The organism is Allobosea sp. P5_A5 (genome assembly GCF_056400625.1).
Genome location: NZ_JBFUKY010000010.1, coordinates 114,583 through 131,005 on the forward strand (window position 1 = coordinate 114,583; position 16,423 = coordinate 131,005).

Here is a 16,423-nt window from a genome sequence, read left to right on the forward strand (position 1 = left end):
TTTCAAGGGACCGCACCGGCGACCTTCAAGGAAGGTGGAGTGCATCGTCCCGACACTGCGAGTATCTCAACGGCCTAAGCCGAGAAGACGACTTCGCGACCGAATTGTGGCGGTGCACTAGCATGCGCCTTGGGGAGGCGCAACCCGAACCGCCGGACAGCTTTGGGGATTTCGTGCGGTGATTTCGCGGACGGGCCGCTCAGCCTTTTCTGCGGCCGAAGCCCTGCACCGGGGCTGACGGCAGGCGATGCGCATGTCCCGGGCTGCCCGATTCCGCAGGCTGCTTTGCAAGATACCGCGCGATCATCGCCTTGGCATCAGCCTCCCCGTCCGCTGCCAGCGGCCGCTGGGAGATGCGCGGGATCGGAGGTTCGCCGGGCGGCCGGCTTCTGACCACGCCGAGAAGCTTGAAGACGAAGGCGATGGCGAATACCAGCCCGACCGCGCCGAGCCCGATGATGGCAGGCACCAGGCCCGATTCCGTAGCATGCTGCCACCAGCTTCCGGGGTGACCGGGGCCGGACGGCTCGACGAAGTCGAGAAGGCTAAAGGCGAGCTGGACGCAATAGGCCACCGGCGTCAATGCACTGAGCAGGCCCAGGATTCTTAGGAATTTCATCGCCTATCAGCCCGTTCTGGCGGCGTAACCTAAAGCGGGCTCGTCACCGAAGCCTGAAGAGCGTCCCGAAAAGAGTTGGCATTGGCCCCGAGGCCGCCCGCAGTCTCAAAGGAAGCTTTGCGGATCGACGTCGACCGCGACCCTGACCGAGCCCTTCGGCTTGGGGCCGCGCTTCAGCCAGGCGCGCAGATAGTCCTGCAGGTTGGTCTCGCGCGCCGTCTTGACGATCAGCCGCATGCGGTGGCGCCCGCGCAGCACCGCGAGCGGCGCCTCCGCCGGCCCCAGCACGACGATGTCGCCGCCAGCCTCCGCGCAGCGCGCCAGCGCCCGTGCATGGGTCTCGGCCTCAGCCTGCGAACTCGCCGAGACGATCAGCGCCGCCAACCTGCCGAAGGGAGGCAGACCGGCGGCCTCCCGCGAGGCTTCCTCTGCGGCATAAAACCGCTCCGGGTCCCCCGAGACCAGGGCCTTCAGCACGGGATGATCCGGATCGTGGGTCTGGAGCAGCGCGCGGCCGGGTCTCTCGCCCCGCCCGGCGCGGCCCGTGACCTGCCGCAACGCCTGGAAGGTGCGCTCGGCCGCACGCGGATCCCCCGAGATCAGCCCGAGATCGGCATCGACCACGCCGACCAATGTCATGCCGGGAAAGTTATGGCCCTTGGCGACCAGCTGCGTCCCGATGACGATGTCGAACTCGCCCTCAGCCACCGCCATCAGCTCCTGCTTCAGCCGCTCGGTCCCGCCCGGAAAATCGCTGGAGAGCACGATCGACCGCGCCTGTGGAAAAAGCGTCGCGACCTCTTCGGCCAGCCGCTCGACGCCCGGTCCGCAGGCGACCAGGCTCTCGGGCTTGTGGCAGGCCGGGCATTCCTGCGGACGGCGCTCGACATGGCCGCAATGATGGCAGACCAGCGCGCGCCGGAAGCGATGATCGACCAGCCAAGCCGTGCAGTTCGGGCATTGGAAACGATGCCCGCAATCCCTGCACAAGGTCAGCGGCGCATAGCCGCGCCGGTTCAAAAACAGCAGCGACTGCTCCTTCGCCTCGATATTGGTCTCGATCGCCTTGACCAGCGCGCCGGAAAGCCAGCGCCCACGCTCCGGCTTGTCGCGGCGCAGGTCGACCAGCCCGAGCTTCGGAAGCTCCCGCCCGCCGAAACGCTCCGGCAGCTTGAGATGGGCGTAACGCCCGCGCTCGGCATTGACGCGGGTCTCCAGAGAGGGCGTCGCCGAAGCCAGCACCACCGGCGCATTCTCGATGCGTCCGCGCACCACCGCCATGTCGCGGGCATGGTAGGACACGCCGTCCTCCTGCTTGTAGGCGGCCTCGTGTTCCTCATCGACGACGATCAGCCCGAGCGCGCGATAGGGCAGGAACAGCGCCGAGCGCGCGCCGGCCACCACCTTTGCCTCGCCGCTGGCGATCGCCGCCTGCAGCCGCTCGCGCCTGCGCCCGGTCACCGCCGAGTGCCATAGCCCCGGCCTGACGCCGAAACGCGCCTCGAACCGGTCGATGAACTGCGCCGTCAGCGCAATCTCCGGCATCAGGATCAGGCTCTGGCGACCAAGTCGAATCGCCTCCGCCACCGCCTCGAAATAAACCTCGGTCTTGCCCGAACCCGTGACGCCTTCCAGCAGCGAAACGCCATAGGCCTTGGCCTGCACGGCCGCCACCAGCGCCTGCGCCACCTCCGCCTGCCCCTCCGAAAGCGCGGGCCTGGCATGGTCGGGGTCCGGCACCGCTGTGATCGCTTCGCGCGGCAAGGGCTCGACCGTGAAGGTCCCGGCGTCGACCAGCGCGTCGATCACCGCCGAACTGACCGAGGCCGCCTCCGCCAGCGCCGACTTCGCCAGCAACAGCCCGCCTTCTGCCGCCGCGATGGCGCGCGCCCGGGCCGGCGTCATGCGGGCTGGTGGCGCCCCGACCAGCCTGACGCCGAGCCTGGGCCGTTCCGGCTTGTCGTCATGCTGCCGGCGCAAGGCGAGCGCCAGCACCGAGCCTTTTGCGGCCAGCGTGTACCAGGCCACCCAGTCGACGAGTTTCATCAGCGCCGGATCGAGCGGCGGCATGTCGACCTTGGCCGAAACCTTTTTGAGGTTGCCGCCGCGTCCGCCGCCGGTTTCCCAGACGACGCCGACCGTCTCGCGTGGCCCCAGCGGCACCTGGACGATGTCGCCGACCGCCAGCACGAGGCCGTCAGGGACGGCATAACTATAGGCCTGGTCGAGCCCGAGCGGGATCAGCACCTCGACCGTGCCGCCCTGCTGCATGTCCGCGTCGTCGTCCATCGCGCCCGTGTCTAGCATCGATTCGCGACCTGTTAAGGCGGGAGCGTCATGGTCGTCATATAGCGCCCTCGGTCATGCTCGCCCTTGTGGCGAGCATCCACGTCTTGAACACCGACCTCGATCAACCCAGACGTGGATGGTCGGGACAAGCCCGACCATGACGGAACGCATGCGAATGACTGACCTCGACGCCTTCCGCAGCGACTGGCTGCAGCACCTCTCCGGGGAGCGCCGCCTCTCGCCGAAGACGCTGGAGGCCTATGCCCGCGACCTCGGCCAGTTCACGGCCTTCCTGACCGAGCATCTCGACGGCTCGCCCTCGCTGTCCGATATCGCGGCATTGAAACCGGTCGATCTGCGCGCCTTCCTTGGCCGCAGGCGTCGCGACGGCGTCGGCAACCGCACGCTGATGCGCCAGCTCGCGGCTCTGCGCTCCTTCGCGCGCTTCGGCGAGCGCAGCGGCACGCTGACAGCCGCCGCCTTCACCGCCACGCGGGGCCCGCGCCTGCCGAAATCCTTGCCCCGCCCGCTCGAGCCGAGCGCCGCCCGCGCCGTCACCCGGGCCGATAGCCGGGCCGGCGAGGAGCGCGACCCGTGGATCCTCGCCCGCGACGCCGCCGTGCTCGGCCTGCTTTACGGCAGCGGCCTGCGCATCTCGGAAGCCCTCTCCTTGTCGCGTGCTCAGGCCCCGAAGAGTGCCGGCGAGACGCTGACCGTCCTCGGAAAGGGCAGCAAGACCCGCATGGTCCCGGTCCTGCCGGTCGTCGTCACGGCGATCGGCGAGTACCTGACGCTTTGCCCGTGGCGCCTGCCGCCGGAAGGGCCGCTCTTCGTCGGCGCGAAGGGCGGGCCGCTTTCGCCGCGCATCATCCAGCTCGCGGTCGAGGGCCTGCGCGGCGCGCTCGGCCTTCCCTCATCGGCGACGCCGCATGCGCTGCGCCACTCCTTCGCAACGCATCTCTTGGGGCGCGGCGGCGACCTCCGCGCGATCCAGGAACTGCTCGGCCACGCCTCGCTTTCGACAACGCAGATCTACACCCGCGTCGACTCCGCCCGGCTGATGGCGGCCTATGACGCAGCTCATCCGCGCGCCCGGGGCGTCTGATCGATCCCTCTTGATGCCGCAACGGAAGCGCCGCAGGAAGATGGCGGTTTCGCAAGAGGTGATTCGATGTCCGAAGGTCTCGAAATTCCGGAGGGCGGCAGCAAGAAGATCGCGCGGCTGATCGCAATCCTGGCTCTGATGCTCGCTCTGTCCGAAATCGGCGGCAAGCAGGCTGAGAACGAATCCGTCTCCAGGAATATCGAATCCTCGAACCTCTGGGCCTTTTTCCAGGCCAAGACGATTCGCGGCACGGTCGTGCGCACCGCGGTGGAAGGCCTCGAACTCGACCTTGCCGATGCGACCGACCCCGCGATCCGCGACCGGATGCAGAAACGCATCGACGCCTGGAAAGCGACCGCGACCCGCTACGACACCGAGCCGGAAACCAATGAGGGCCGCAAGGAGCTGGCGGCCCGGGCCAAGGCGGCCGAGCACGAGCGCGACGACTACAAAGCCCGCAACGAGAATTACGAGATCGCCTCGGGCCTGCTTCAGATCGGCATCGTCGTCGCCTCAGCCTCGATCATCACCGGCGTGGACGCGCTCGCTGTCGTCGGCGGCGGATTGGGAGCCTTCGCGCTCGCCTTTATGGGGCTGGCGCTCTTCGCCCCGCATCTGCTGTTCTGAAGGCGTCTGCCCTCAATAATGGATCGCGCCACGGATGCCGCCGCCGGCCGCGACGGCGTCGCCATTGATCGCGACGCTGCGCGGCGAGGCCAGGAAGGCGACGATATCCGCGATTTCGGTGGCATCGACCAACCGGCCGATCGTGATGTTTCCGGCCATGCCGGCTTCGACCTCCGACACGCTCTTGCCACCGGCCGCTGCCTTGGCGGCGACAAGACCGGCTGTCTTCTCTGTCCGCGTCAGGCCGGGATGCACGACGGTGACGTTGATGCCCTGCGAACCCAGCTCGTCGGCGAGGTTCTTGGTCAGCGCGGACACCGCGACATTGCGCATCGAGCCGATCGTCGAGCCTGTCGAGCGCGCGGCCAGACCGCTGATGTTGATGATCCGGCCCCAGCCCTGCGCCGCCATATGCGGCGCAACCTCGCGCGCCATCCGCAGATAGCCCATCACCTTGACGTTGACGTCGTCGAAGAACAGTGCGTCGGTGATCTCGGCCAGCTTCGGAGGCGGCGCCTGCCCGCCGGGCTTGCCGGCCGCGTTGACCAGAATGTCGAGCCCGCCCAGCGCCCTCACCGCCTCGGCGACCAGTTGCCGAACCGACTCATCCTTCGCGGTGTCGACCGTCAGACCAATGACCTTGCGGCCGGTCTCGGTAGCGAGCCCAGCGGCAGCCGCATCGAGTTCAGCCTGATTCCGGGCCGCGATGACGAGATCGGCGCCCTCCCGCGCCAATTGCCGGGCGATCGCCAGCCCGATGCCCTTGCTGCCGCCGGTCACCAGCGCACGCTTGCCTTCGAGATGCAGATCCATGGCCGTTCCTTTTGTTCGTCAGCGACTGCGCCGCAGCTTCGGATCGAGCGCATCGCGCAGGCCGTCGCCGAGCAGGTTGAAGCCGAGCACGGCGAGCGCGATCGCGGCACCCGGAAAAATCGCAAGCCAGGGCTGCGTCGCCATGAAGGTCTGCGCTTCGTTCAGCATCCGCCCCCAGGAGGGGTTCGGCGGCTGCGTCCCCAGGCCGAGATAGGACAGCCCGGCTTCCGCCAGCACCGCCAGCGCGAACTGGATCGTCGCCTGCACCACGAGAATGCCGGCGATATTCGGCAAAATATGGGCGCGCGTGATCTGCAAATTGCTGAGCCCGTTGGCGCGGGCCGCCTGGATATAGTCCTGCTGCCAGATTTGAAGCGCCGCGCCACGCGCCAGCCGGGCGAAATAGGGCAGGTTCAGCACACCGATGGCAACGACGGCGTTGAGCATGCCGGGGCCCGCGATGGCGGTCATCATGATCGCGGTCAGAACGGCCGGGAAGGCATGGGTAAAATCGGCCGTGCGCATAATGAGATGGTCGAGCAGTCCGTCGCGCCTGAACGAGGCCATCAACCCCAGCACCGTGCCCAGCACCATGCCGATGCCGACCGCGCCCAAGCCCACCGCCAATGAATTGCGCGCGCCGACCATGATCATCGAGAACACGTCCCGCCCGAACGGATCGGTGCCGAACCAATGCGCAATGGAAGGCCCTTGCAGACGCTGGAGGATCGCCATCTGCGTCGGCGGATAGGGCGTCCAGCCATAGGAGACCAGCGCCGCCAGAACGATCGACGCGCTCAAGACCGCGCCGATGATCAGCGAGGGCGAGAGCCAGCCTCGCTGCCGGCCGGGCGCGGTTTGGTCGATGGCACTCATGCCGGCCTCAGACGCGGGTCGATCACCCCGTAAAGCAGTTCAACCGCGAAATTGATCAGGATCGCCAGCCCCGCGAACAGCATCACGAGGTCTTTCACCACGATCAGATCATGCTGCGCGATGGCCTGGAAGACCAGCCGCCCCAGCCCCGGCAGGGCAAAGACGTTCTCGACGATGATCGCACCCGCAATCAGAACCGAAAACTGGAGCCCCAGAATCGTCACCACCGGGATCAGCGCGTTGCGCAACGCGTGCCGGCGCATCGTCGTGCCCTCGCTCAAGCCCTTGGCGCGGGCGGTACGCACGAAATCCTCCTGCAGCGTGTCGAGCATCGCCGAGCGCGTCACGCGCGCAATGATCGCGGCCTGCGGCAGGGCGAGCGCCAGCGCCGGCATGATCAGCGATTTCAACGCGGTGCCGATGCCAGCTTGCCAACCGGGAAAACCATTCGCCGGCAGCCAGCCGAGCCCGACCGCGAAGACGAGAACCAGCAGCAGCCCGAACCAGAAATTCGGGATCGCTAGACCGGCTTGGGCGAAGGCCATGACGCCTGCATCGGCCGCCTCTCCGTGGCGCGAGGCCGCGACGACGCCGAGCGGCATGCCGATACCGATGGCAAGCCCGATCGCCAAAACGGCGAGCGGTAGAGTCACCGCCATGCGCTCGCCGATGAGCTGCGCCACCGGCACGCGATAGGTATAGCTTTCGCCGAGATTGCCGCTCGCCATCCCCTCGAGCCAGATCAGGAAGCGCGACAGTGCCGGCTTGTCGAGCCCCATCTCGGCATGCAGCGCCGCCAGCGCCTCCGGCGAGGCGTTCAAACCCAACGTCACCGCCGCCGGATCGCCGGGAAGCACCTCGAGCACGAGGAAGATGACGAGCGCCGCCGCCAGCAGCGTCGCGACGAGCACGAAGAGGCGCCGCAGGATGTAGCCGATCACGTGAAGCGGCTCACCGCCAGCGCAGCTCCGCCAGCGGCGTCACCGGCAGCGGCCAATCCGTCCACATGCCCTCCAGATTGGCCTTGGCGACCGTGATCTTGGGAAGGATGAACAGGAAGCCGTTGACCGCGTCACGCGCCAGCATCTGCTGCGCCTGCTTGTAAAGCGCGTTGCGGGCGCCCTCGTCCAGCGTGCCGGAAATCTTGGCGATCAGCGCCTTGAACTCGGGATTGCGGTACTGGAAATAATAGTCGTCCCGCGCGTAGATATCGATATCGAGCGGCTCGGTATGGGCGATGATGCTGAGATCGTAATCCTTGTTGCGGAAGACCCGCTCCAGCCATTGCGGGAATTCCAGCGGCTCGATCGAGACGGTGATGCCGACCTGGCCCAGCAGCGCCGCGACGATCTCGCCGGCGCGCCGCGCATAGGAGGGCGGCGGCAGCTTGAGCGTACAGGAGAAACCGTTCGGGAAGCCAGCCTCCGCCAGGAGCGCCTTGGCCTTGGCGGGATCGTAAGGATAGGTGCCGGTCAGGTCGATATAGGCCGGGTGCAGCGGCGAGAAATGGCTGCCGATCAGGGTGACGTCGAAGCCGTAGACGCCGAGCGCGATGCTCTTGCGGTCGAGCGCATGGGCGATCGCCTGACGCACCTTGAGCTTGTCGAAGGGCGCCTTGGCATTGTTGGTGCCGAGCACTGTCTCCCCTTCGGTCTTGCCGATGGTGACGGTGAGTTTGAGGTCGGATTTGAGCTGCGCCACCGCCTCCGGCGCCGAGAGATTGGTGTTGGCGTCGACATCGCCGGCCTGCAAAGCCGCAACTTGCGCCTGCGGATCTGACAGGAAGCGAAAAATCGCCTTGGCTAGCGCCGGCTTCTCGCCCCAATAACGGTCATTGCGGGCGAGTTCGAGCCGGTCGCCGCGGTTCCAGCGCACGAATTTGAACGGGCCGGTGCCGACCGGGTTGGTCTTGTTGTTCGTGGCGGTCGCCGGCGCGACGATCACCGCATCGCCCCAGCTTAAGCCGTAGAGGAAGTTCGCGGTGGGCTGCTTCAGCTTGATCACCACCGTGGCCGGATCGGGCGTGGCGATCTCGGCGATCGGCGCAAAAAGCTGCTTTTGCGCATTGGTCGAATCCGCCGCGACCGCGCGCTCGAACGAGAACTTCACCTGTTCGGAGGTGAAGGGCGTGCCGTCGTGGAAGGTCACACCCGTGCGCAACTTGAAGGTGTGGGTGATGGTGTCGGGCGCGATGTCCCAGCTCTGTGCGAGACAGGGCTGGATCTTGCCGGTCCGGTCCATCCTGACCAGGCCTTCGAAGATGTTCTGCAGCGTGACTTCGCGGATCGCCTGCGCGGCGCCGGAGGTCGGGTCCAGCGTCGGGGGCTCCAGCGTCATCGAGATGGTAACAGTGTCCTTGGCCTGGGCCAGCGCCGCGACCGGCAGCTGCGTCGCGAGCGCCGCAAGACCGGCCCCCGCCAGAAGATCGCGCCGCGTCGTCATCGTTTCTGCTCCGTCCCGTTGCAGGTGCGAGATGAACCGGGATTTCGGCCCGGCGCAAGCCCGTCCTTCGCAGCCCTGGAAACCCGCAAGCCGTCATACTGAGGAGCCGTCGGACGCGGCGTCTGGCGAAGCGCTCCGCAGGACGAGGGCTCCCTCGAACATTCCAAGCGAACTTCTCAGTCTGGCGCACTAGTATACCAGGGAATTGACCCCTGCCCGGCACAGGCCTAAAAACCGGCAGCCCGACGGGAGATGCCCATGCTGCTCAACGACGATCGCCTTTTTCCTGCCGATCCTGTGACGCGCGGCATCGCGCGCCGGCTTTTCGCGACGGTCCGCGACCTGCCGATCATTTCGCCGCATGGCCATACCGATCCGCGCTGGTACGCCGAGAACGAGGCCTTCCCCGATCCGGCGACGCTGTTTGTGAAGCCGGACCACTACATCTTCCGCATGCTCTATTCGCAGGGCATCCGGCTGGAACAGCTCGGCATCGGCAGGAAGGATGGCGGCCCGGTCGAGACCGACCCGCGCGCGATCTGGAAGCTGTTCGCCAGCCACTGGCACCTGTTCCGGGGCACGCCGACGCGGCTCTGGTTCGAGCATGCTGCCTCGACCATTTTCGGCGTCAACGAGCGTCTCTCAGCCGAATCCGCCGACCGCATCTACGACAAGATCGCCTCGAAACTGGAAGAGCCGGAGCTCAGGCCCCGCGCGCTGTTCGAGCGCTTCAACATCGAGGCGATCAGCACGACCGAAGGCGCGCTTGACGATCTGCGCTACCACGACATGGTTCGCGACTCCGGCTGGACCGGCAAGGTCGTCACCGCCTATCGGCCGGACGGCGTCGTCGATCCGGAGTTCGAGGGCTTCTCCGATAACCTCGACAAGCTCGGCGAGCTGACCGGCGAGGATATCGGTTCCTGGACCGGCTATCTCGAGGCGCACCGCAAGCGCCGGGCCTATTTCAAGCAGCGCGGCGCAACCTCCTCCGACCACGGCCACGCCACCGCCCGCACCGCCAACCTCTCCGACGCCGAGGCCGAAAAGCTTTACGCCCGGATCCTGAAGGGCAAGGTCTCGCCCAAGGATGCCGACCTGTTCCGCGGCCAGATGCTGACCGAGATGGCCAAGATGAGCCTGGATGACGGGCTCGTGCTCCAGATCCACCCCGGCTCCTACCGCAACCACAATCCCGTGCTGTTCGAGCAGTTCGGCCGCGACATGGGCGCGGATATTCCAACCGAGACGAGCTATGTCGAGGCGCTGAAGCCCCTGCTCGACGCGGTCGGCAACGAACCGAACCTCACCGTCATCGCCTTCACGCTGGACGAGACCAGCTATTCGCGCGAGCTCGCCCCGCTCGCCGGGCATTACCCGGCGCTGAAGCTTGGGCCAGGCTGGTGGTTCCTCGACGCGCCGGAAGCCATGCTGCGCTACCGCGAACTGACGACCGAGACGGCCGGCTTCTACAACACCGTCGGCTTCAACGACGACACCCGCGCCTATCTCTCGATCCCCGCCCGACATGACGTCGCCCGGCGCATCGACTGCACCTATCTCGCGAAACTCGTCGCCGAGCACCGGCTGGAGGAGGACGAAGCGGCCGAAGTGGCGCACGACCTCGCCTATCGCCTCGCCAAGGAGGCCTACAAGCTGTGACGCGCCTTTCCAACGCCACGCTCGGGCAGCTCGCGGCGGGCGTCCGCCGGCCGGCCTATGACCGCTCGGCTCTCACGCCCGGCATCGTCCATCTCGGCCTCGGCGCCTTCGCGCGCGGCCACCTCGCCGAGTATACGGAAGATGCGCTGGAAACGCGTTTCGGCGCCTGGGGCATCGTCGGCGCCAGCCTCCAGCGACCCGACCAGCGCGACAAGCTGAAGCCACAGGACGGGCTTTACACGCTGCAGAAGCTCGCGCCGGCCGGCCCGGAACTGCGCGTCATCGGCTCGGTGCTCGACGTGTTGGTGGCGCCGGAAGACCCGGCCGCGCTGATCGCGAAGCTGGCCTCGGTCGGCACCCGCATCGCCTCGCTGACCGTGACGGAAAAGGGCTATTGCCACGATCCCGCGACAGGCAAGCTCAAGGCCGATCACCCCGATATCCTGCACGACCTCGAACATCCCGACGCTCCTCGTTCCGCCGTGGGCATCCTCGTCGCGGCCCTGCGGGCGCGCCGCACGGAGGGCCGTGGCCCGTTTACCGCGTTGTGCTGTGACAACCTTCCCTCCAATGGCCAGGTCTTGCGCGGGCTCGTGCGCGACTTCGCGGCCTTGCAGGACGACACGCTCGCCGCCTGGATCGAAGCCAACGGCGCCTTTCCGGCGACGATGGTCGACCGCATCGTGCCGGCCACGACCGAGGCCGACATCGCCGAAGTCGCGCGCCTGACCGGGCTGGACGACGCCGCGCCGGTGATCGGCGAGCCCTTCCGGCAATGGGCGATCGAGGATGTCTTTGTCGATGGCCGCCCGGATTGGCACGAGGTCGGCGCGCAGATGGTGTCGGAGGTGGCGCCCTTCGAATTCATGAAGCTGCGCATGCTGAACGGCGCGCACTCCTCGCTGGCCTATCTCGGCTACCTCGCGGGGCATGAGACGGTGGCCGAAGCCAGCGGCGACCCGGTTCTCGCCCGCTTCCTCGAAGGGCTCTGGGCCGAGATCATCCCGACCGTACCGGCCCCGCAAGGTGTCGTGCTCGGCGACTATGCGAAGGCTCTGCTCGTCCGCTTCCAGAACCCGGCAATCCGTCACCGCACCTGGCAGATCGCCATGGACGGCTCGCAGAAGCTGCCGCAGCGCCTGCTCGGCACCATCCGCGAGCGGCTGAAGGCCGGCGCTCCGATCGACCACCTCGCCCTCGGTGTCGCAGCCTGGATGCGCTATGTCGCCGGCACGGACGAAAAAGGCGCTGCCATCGACGTGCGCGATCCGCTGGCGGGCGAGTTCAAGCGCCGTACCGAGGCTGCCGGCCGCAATCCGCAGGTACTGAGCGAGAGCCTGCTCGACATCGAGGCGATCTTCGGGACCGACCTGCCGCGCGAGGCGCGGTTTACCAAGCCGGTGGCGAGCCACCTTGCGAACTTGTTCGACAAGGGCGCCAAGGCGACATCCGCGAGCCTGGCTGAAGTCGCGCCGTTAACAGGTTCGAGGGCGCGCGGGTCCTGACCTTCTCCCCCTGCGGGAGAAGGTGGCAGCGCGAAGCGCTGACGGATGAGGGGTCGCGCAACCCTTCTATTCTGGAAGCAGCTGTTGGAAGAACCCTGATCCACGGCGGTGCGACCCCTCACCCCAACCCTCTCCCGCAGGGGGAGAGGGGGTGCGTTGCCGGTCCCTCCGCCCTCTTGATCCCACACCGCGTCTAGCGCCAGATGCGCCCGATGCTTCGCGCGCTTGTGTTTTGCCTTTGCCTGCTGCCGGTCTCCTCCGCACTTGTGGCGCAGGAGACGCCGCGCGTCTCCATCCCCAATTTCTGGGACCCGCGCATCCGGATCGACCGGCCCGAACCGGGCCCGCCGCGCGTGGTCCGCTTTCTCGCCGATGACGACTATCCGCCGTTCCACTTCGCGGCGCCAGACGGAACCCTGACCGGGTTTTCAGTCGAACTCGCCCGCGCGGTCTGTGAAAAACTGGCCTGGACCTGCACGATCCAGCCCCGCCGCTTCGACACCTTGCTGGATTCGCTGGCCGAGAACCGGGGCGAAATCGTCGCCGGCGCGATGAACTTGACGCCGGCCATCCGCCAGCGCTTTGCGGCGAGCCATCTCTACTTTCGCAATCCCGCGCGCTTCCTGACCACGCGCAGCAATGCCAGGCCCGAGCTTGATGCCGAGTGGTTGCAAGGGCGGCGCGTCTCGGTCGTCGCGGGCTCGGCCCATGAGGCCTTTCTCGAAAAGCTGATGCCCTTCGTCCAGCGCCGCCCGGCCGCGACCCTGAACGCGGCGATAGCGGCCTTGCGCAGCGGTAAGGCGGAATACCTCTTCGCCGACGGCGTCTCGCTGTCGCTGCTCTTGGCCGGCAGCAACGGCGATCTCGCCTTCGCTGGCGGGCCTTATCTGGAAAGCGCCTATTTCGGCGAAGGCGTCGCCTTCATCCTTCGCAAGGACGATCCCGCCCTGCAGCGCGCCGTCGACTACGCGCTCCAGAGCCTCTGGGATGACGGGAGCTATGCCCGGCTCTATCTCCGATTTTTTCCGGTCAGTCCGTACTGAATGGAAATGCTGGATGACGATGGCTTTGCACCACCTCTTGTCATTCCGGGGCGCGCCGCAGGCGTGAACCCGGAACCCATGACGGGGTCATCCAGCCAGTCGCCATAGATCATCCGGTCGTGGGTTCCGGGTTCTTCGCTGTGCGAAGCCCCGGAATGACAATGTGAACCGCGTCACGGCGCATTGCCGGCCAGCGCCTGCTTGGCCACCGCCGCGAGCCACCCGGAGGCCGCCGGCAGGATCGCATCGTTGAAGTTGTAGCCGTTGTTGTGAAGCTCGCCGTTCGGCGCGGTCGGGCCATTGCCCATCCAGATGTAGCAACCCGGCAGCTTTTCGAGGAAATACGCGAAATCCTCGCCTGTCGTGCTGGCCTTGAGATCGCGCCGCACCGGCAATCCCGCCGCCTCGCCCGCCGCAGCCGCCATCTCTTCTTCCACCGGGGTGTTCACCGTGGCGACACCATGTGTCGTCTCGACGTCCGCGGTCATCTCGAAGGTCGCCGCGACATGCTCGGCGATGCCCGTGATCCGGGCGAGCACGCGGTCCCGCACCGCCGGCATGAAGGTGCGGAACGTGCCCTCGATGAAGACGCTGGACGGGATCTGGTTGGAGGCCGTGCCGCCATGCACCTGTCCGATCGAGACCACGGCGGACTCCATCGGGTCGACATTGCGCGCCACGATCGTCTGCAGCGCCACGATGAGGTGCCCCATCGCCACGATCGGATCATGCGCCTGCTCCGGCAACGCGCCGTGGCCGGCCTTGCCGTTGAGCGTGATCTTGAAGCGTCCGGGCTCCGACATCACCGGCCCGCAATGCACCGCGATCGTGCCCGCTTCCAGCCCCGGCCAGTTGTGCAGGGCGAAGATGCGCTGCATCGGGAAGCGCTCCAGCACGCCGTCGGCGAGCATCGCCTGGGCGCCGCCCGCCCCCTCCTCCGCCGGCTGGAACAGCAGCTGCACGGTGCCGCTCCAGCTTGGATCGTCCTTCAGCAGGGCGGCGGCACCGAGCAGCGCGGTGGTGTGCCCGTCATGCCCGCAGGCATGCATCACGCCGGGCGTCGCCGATTTGTAGGGCAGGTCGGTGGCCTCTAGGATCGGAAGCGCGTCCATATCGGCGCGCAGGCCGACCGACCGCTCCGAGCCACCCCGCGTCAAGGTCGCGACAACGCCATGGCCGCCAATGCCGGCCGTGAACGGCACGCCCAGCTCAGCCAGCTTCTCCTGCACGAAGGCGCTTGTCGCCTGCTCGTGGCGCCCAAGCTCCGGATGCGTGTGGAGGTGATGGCGCCAGCCGGTCAGCTTCTCGTGCAGGTCGCGGTCCAAGGCTCGATCCTTTTCGGGTATGATTACGGATAGCCTATACCGGGCCGCCGGTTCGGCAACCGTTGCGGACGCACGCCGGTATGCGAAGGCAGCGCGCAATTTTCGTCATTCTCGGGCGCAGCGAAGCGGAGACCCGGGAATCTCTCTGAGGATGAGGCTCTCTCGTTGTGCCTCTTCCGGCATGAGATGCTCGAGCCCAGCCCGAGCATGACGAGCCTTAAGAACGAGCGCATTGACGCCCACCTTCGCAATCTGCGAAAGCCCCGGTCGGTATTCTGTTGAACAATCCACCATCAGTTGATCCGGAGAGGACACCGCCCGACATGCCCGCTTTCGACCCCACCCTTGTGGAAGCCGCCCAGCGCTCGGCCGTCTGGCCGTTCGAGGAAGCTCGCAAGCTGGTGGCGCGGATCGAGAAATCGGGCAAGAAGCAGGTCATCTTCGAGACCGGCTACGGCCCCTCGGGCCTGCCGCATATAGGCACTTTCGGCGAGGTCGTCCGCACCTCGATGGTGCGCCATGCCTTCCAGGTGCTGACCGGCAACACGATCCCGACCCGGCTGGTCGCTTTCTCGGACGATATGGACGGCCTGCGCAAGGTGCCGGACAATATGCCGAACAAGGAGCTTCTCGCCGCCAATCTGGGCAAGCCACTAACCGAGGTGCCGGACCCGTTCGGCACGCACGACAGCTTTGGGCGGCACAATAATGCGAGGCTTCGCGCCTTCCTCGATGGCTTCGGCTTCGACTACGAATTCAAATCCTCGACCGATGCCTACAAGGCCGGCGAGTTCGACGCGACGCTGCTCAAGATGCTCGCCCGCTACGACGCGGTGATGAAGATTATGCTGCCGACCCTGCGCGAGGAGCGGGCCGCGACCTATTCGCCTTTCCTGCCGATCCACCCGGTCACGCGCATCGTCATGCAGGTCCCCATCGACGAGATCGATGCGGAAAGCGGCACCATCGCCTGGACCGATCCGCAGACGAAGGAGCGCTTCGTCACGCCCGTCACCGGCGGCCACGTCAAGCTGCAATGGAAGCCGGACTGGGCGATGCGCTGGGTCGCGCTCGGGGTCGACTATGAGATGGCCGGCAAGGACCTGATCGATTCCGTCAAGGTCTCCTCCCAGATCACGCGTGCGCTGGACGCTACGCCGCCGGAGGGCTTCAATTACGAACTCTTCCTCGACGAACAGGGCCAGAAAATCTCGAAGTCGAAGGGCAACGGCCTGACGATCGAGGACTGGCTGACCTACGGCCCGCCGGAAAGCCTGGCGCTCTACATGTTCCAGCGCCCGCGCGAGGCCAAGAAGCTGCATTTCGATGTGATCCCGCGCGCGATCGACGAATATCTCCAGTTTCTTGCGGGTTACGACAAGCAGGACTGGAAGAACCGCCTCGGCAACCCGGTCTGGCACATCCATGCCGGCCACCCGCCGCAGCCGGAAATCGTCGCCTCGGGCGAAGGCGAGAACGCCTCGAAGGCACAGATCACCTTCGGCCTGCTGATGAACCTCGTCGCCGTCGCGAATTCCGAGGACAAGGCCGTCCTCTGGGGCTTCCTGCAGCGTTATGCGCCCGGCATTTCGCCCGCCTCCCATCCGCGCCTTGATGCGCTGGTCGGCTATGCGATCGCCTATTTCCGCGATTTCGTGAAGCCGGCGAAGAGCTACCGGGACGCCGACGAAACCGAGCGCGAGGCTTTTGCCAAGCTCGACGCATCGCTTGCCGCGCTGCCCGCGGATGCGACGCCTGAGATGGTGCAGGACGCCGCGCTCGATGTCGCCCGCGCGATTCCCCGCTACCAGAACCTCACCGCCAAGAACGCCACGCCCGAGCGGCCCGGCGTATCCGGCGATTGGTGGAAGGCGATCTATCAGGTGATGTTCGGCGAGGATCAGGGCCCGCGCTTCGGCTCCTTCGCGGCGATCTACGGCCTGCCCAATACCCGCACGCTGATCGAAAAGGCGCTGGCCGGAGATCTGGTGAAAGAACACGCCTTTCTCGCGCAGCGAGGCTGAGCCCGCTCGACACCTACCGGCCGATCGCCCGCGCCGTAGATGGGCGCGGGCGAACCATTGCGACGGAGAAACGTTGTCAGGACCGGAAGATAC

Annotated in this window: 13 protein-coding genes; 6 read left to right on the forward strand and 7 right to left on the reverse strand. The window is 66.7% G+C overall.

The window, feature by feature from the left end; genetic code table 11:
* Positions 1-199 precede the first annotated feature (199 nt).
* Both AC1DR6_RS18555 and AC1DR6_RS18560 read right to left on the reverse strand, forming a co-directional pair.
* Positions 200-619, reverse strand: coding sequence for a hypothetical protein (locus AC1DR6_RS18555; protein ID WP_476830737.1), 420 nt, complete (start codon positions 617-619; stop codon positions 200-202).
* A 105-nt stretch (positions 620-724) separates the two neighbouring features.
* Entirely contained in the window at positions 725-2,908 is a 2,184-nt protein-coding gene (locus tag AC1DR6_RS18560; RefSeq protein ID WP_476830738.1) for a primosomal protein N', read from the reverse strand.
* A 175-nt stretch (positions 2,909-3,083) separates the two neighbouring features.
* Here AC1DR6_RS18560 and AC1DR6_RS18565 point away from each other — a divergent pair, with 175 nt between their 5' ends.
* Positions 3,084-4,013 (forward strand): tyrosine recombinase XerC, encoded by a 930-nt coding sequence (locus AC1DR6_RS18565; protein WP_476830739.1) that lies wholly within the window; start codon positions 3,084-3,086, stop codon positions 4,011-4,013.
* Between the two features lie 66 nt (positions 4,014-4,079).
* A complete protein-coding gene (locus AC1DR6_RS18570; RefSeq protein WP_476830740.1) occupies positions 4,080-4,640 on the forward strand; it encodes a DUF4337 domain-containing protein in 561 nt (186 codons plus the stop codon).
* Between the two features lie 12 nt (positions 4,641-4,652).
* Here the strand turns inward: AC1DR6_RS18570 and AC1DR6_RS18575 are convergent, their stop codons facing one another.
* Genes AC1DR6_RS18575 through AC1DR6_RS18590 form a run of 4 tightly spaced genes read right to left on the reverse strand, consistent with a single transcriptional unit; the run spans position 4,653 to position 8,771 of the window.
* On the reverse strand, positions 4,653-5,453 hold the full coding sequence (locus tag AC1DR6_RS18575; RefSeq protein WP_476830741.1) for an SDR family NAD(P)-dependent oxidoreductase: 801 nt from the start codon (positions 5,451-5,453) through the stop codon (positions 4,653-4,655).
* Positions 5,454-5,471: 18 nt separating this feature from the next.
* Complete coding sequence (locus AC1DR6_RS18580; RefSeq protein WP_476830742.1) at positions 5,472-6,329, reverse strand: ABC transporter permease; 858 nt, start codon at positions 6,327-6,329, stop codon at positions 5,472-5,474.
* On the reverse strand, positions 6,326-7,270 hold the full coding sequence (locus AC1DR6_RS18585) for an ABC transporter permease (RefSeq protein ID WP_476830743.1): 945 nt from the start codon (positions 7,268-7,270) through the stop codon (positions 6,326-6,328). Before AC1DR6_RS18585 ends, AC1DR6_RS18580 begins: the two co-directional genes overlap by 4 nt.
* Before the next feature lie 10 nt (positions 7,271-7,280).
* Positions 7,281-8,771 (reverse strand): ABC transporter substrate-binding protein, encoded by a 1,491-nt coding sequence (locus AC1DR6_RS18590; protein ID WP_476830744.1) that lies wholly within the window; start codon positions 8,769-8,771, stop codon positions 7,281-7,283.
* Between the two features lie 258 nt (positions 8,772-9,029).
* Here AC1DR6_RS18590 and uxaC point away from each other — a divergent pair, with 258 nt between their 5' ends.
* The 3 genes from uxaC (at position 9,030) to AC1DR6_RS18605 (ending at position 12,981) form a co-directional block, all read left to right on the forward strand.
* Positions 9,030-10,433 (forward strand): glucuronate isomerase, encoded by a 1,404-nt coding sequence (gene uxaC / locus AC1DR6_RS18595; protein WP_476830745.1) that lies wholly within the window; start codon positions 9,030-9,032, stop codon positions 10,431-10,433.
* Complete coding sequence (locus tag AC1DR6_RS18600) at positions 10,430-11,938, forward strand: mannitol dehydrogenase family protein (RefSeq protein ID WP_476830746.1); 1,509 nt, start codon at positions 10,430-10,432, stop codon at positions 11,936-11,938. The genes uxaC and AC1DR6_RS18600 overlap by 4 nt, the downstream gene beginning before the upstream one ends.
* 212 nt (positions 11,939-12,150) lie before the next feature.
* Positions 12,151-12,981, forward strand: a complete 831-nt coding sequence (locus AC1DR6_RS18605; RefSeq protein WP_476830747.1) for a transporter substrate-binding domain-containing protein — start codon at positions 12,151-12,153, stop codon at positions 12,979-12,981.
* A gap of 173 nt (positions 12,982-13,154) precedes the next feature.
* On the opposite strand, the gene AC1DR6_RS18610 is transcribed toward AC1DR6_RS18605, so the two are convergent.
* Positions 13,155-14,306 carry an amidohydrolase gene (locus tag AC1DR6_RS18610; protein ID WP_476830748.1) on the reverse strand — a complete coding sequence of 384 codons (1,152 nt, stop codon included), beginning with the start codon at positions 14,304-14,306 and terminating at the stop codon, positions 13,155-13,157.
* 323 nt (positions 14,307-14,629) lie between these two features.
* Between AC1DR6_RS18610 and AC1DR6_RS18615 the strand changes: the two genes are divergently transcribed.
* Positions 14,630-16,330, forward strand: coding sequence for a lysine--tRNA ligase (locus tag AC1DR6_RS18615; RefSeq protein WP_476830749.1), 1,701 nt, complete (start codon positions 14,630-14,632; stop codon positions 16,328-16,330).
* Positions 16,331-16,423: the final 93 nt, after the last annotated feature.

Bases quoted from the DNA above. Each gene is read 5' to 3' on its own strand.
- AC1DR6_RS18555 (WP_476830737.1), bottom strand. From the start codon at position 619: ATGAAATTCCTAAGAATCCTGGGCCTGCTCAGTGCATTGACGCCGGTG.
- AC1DR6_RS18560 (WP_476830738.1), bottom strand. From the start codon at position 2,908: ATGGACGACGACGCGGACATGCAGCAGGGCGGCACGGTCGAGGTGCTG.
- AC1DR6_RS18565 (WP_476830739.1), top strand. From the start codon at position 3,084: ATGACTGACCTCGACGCCTTCCGCAGCGACTGGCTGCAGCACCTCTCC.
- AC1DR6_RS18570 (WP_476830740.1), top strand. From the start codon at position 4,080: ATGTCCGAAGGTCTCGAAATTCCGGAGGGCGGCAGCAAGAAGATCGCG.
- AC1DR6_RS18575 (WP_476830741.1), bottom strand. From the start codon at position 5,453: ATGGATCTGCATCTCGAAGGCAAGCGTGCGCTGGTGACCGGCGGCAGC.
- AC1DR6_RS18580 (WP_476830742.1), bottom strand. From the start codon at position 6,329: ATGAGTGCCATCGACCAAACCGCGCCCGGCCGGCAGCGAGGCTGGCTC.
- AC1DR6_RS18590 (WP_476830744.1), bottom strand. From the start codon at position 8,771: ATGACGACGCGGCGCGATCTTCTGGCGGGGGCCGGTCTTGCGGCGCTC.
- uxaC (WP_476830745.1), top strand. From the start codon at position 9,030: ATGCTGCTCAACGACGATCGCCTTTTTCCTGCCGATCCTGTGACGCGC.
- AC1DR6_RS18605 (WP_476830747.1), top strand. From the start codon at position 12,151: ATGCTTCGCGCGCTTGTGTTTTGCCTTTGCCTGCTGCCGGTCTCCTCC.
- AC1DR6_RS18615 (WP_476830749.1), top strand. From the start codon at position 14,630: ATGCCCGCTTTCGACCCCACCCTTGTGGAAGCCGCCCAGCGCTCGGCC.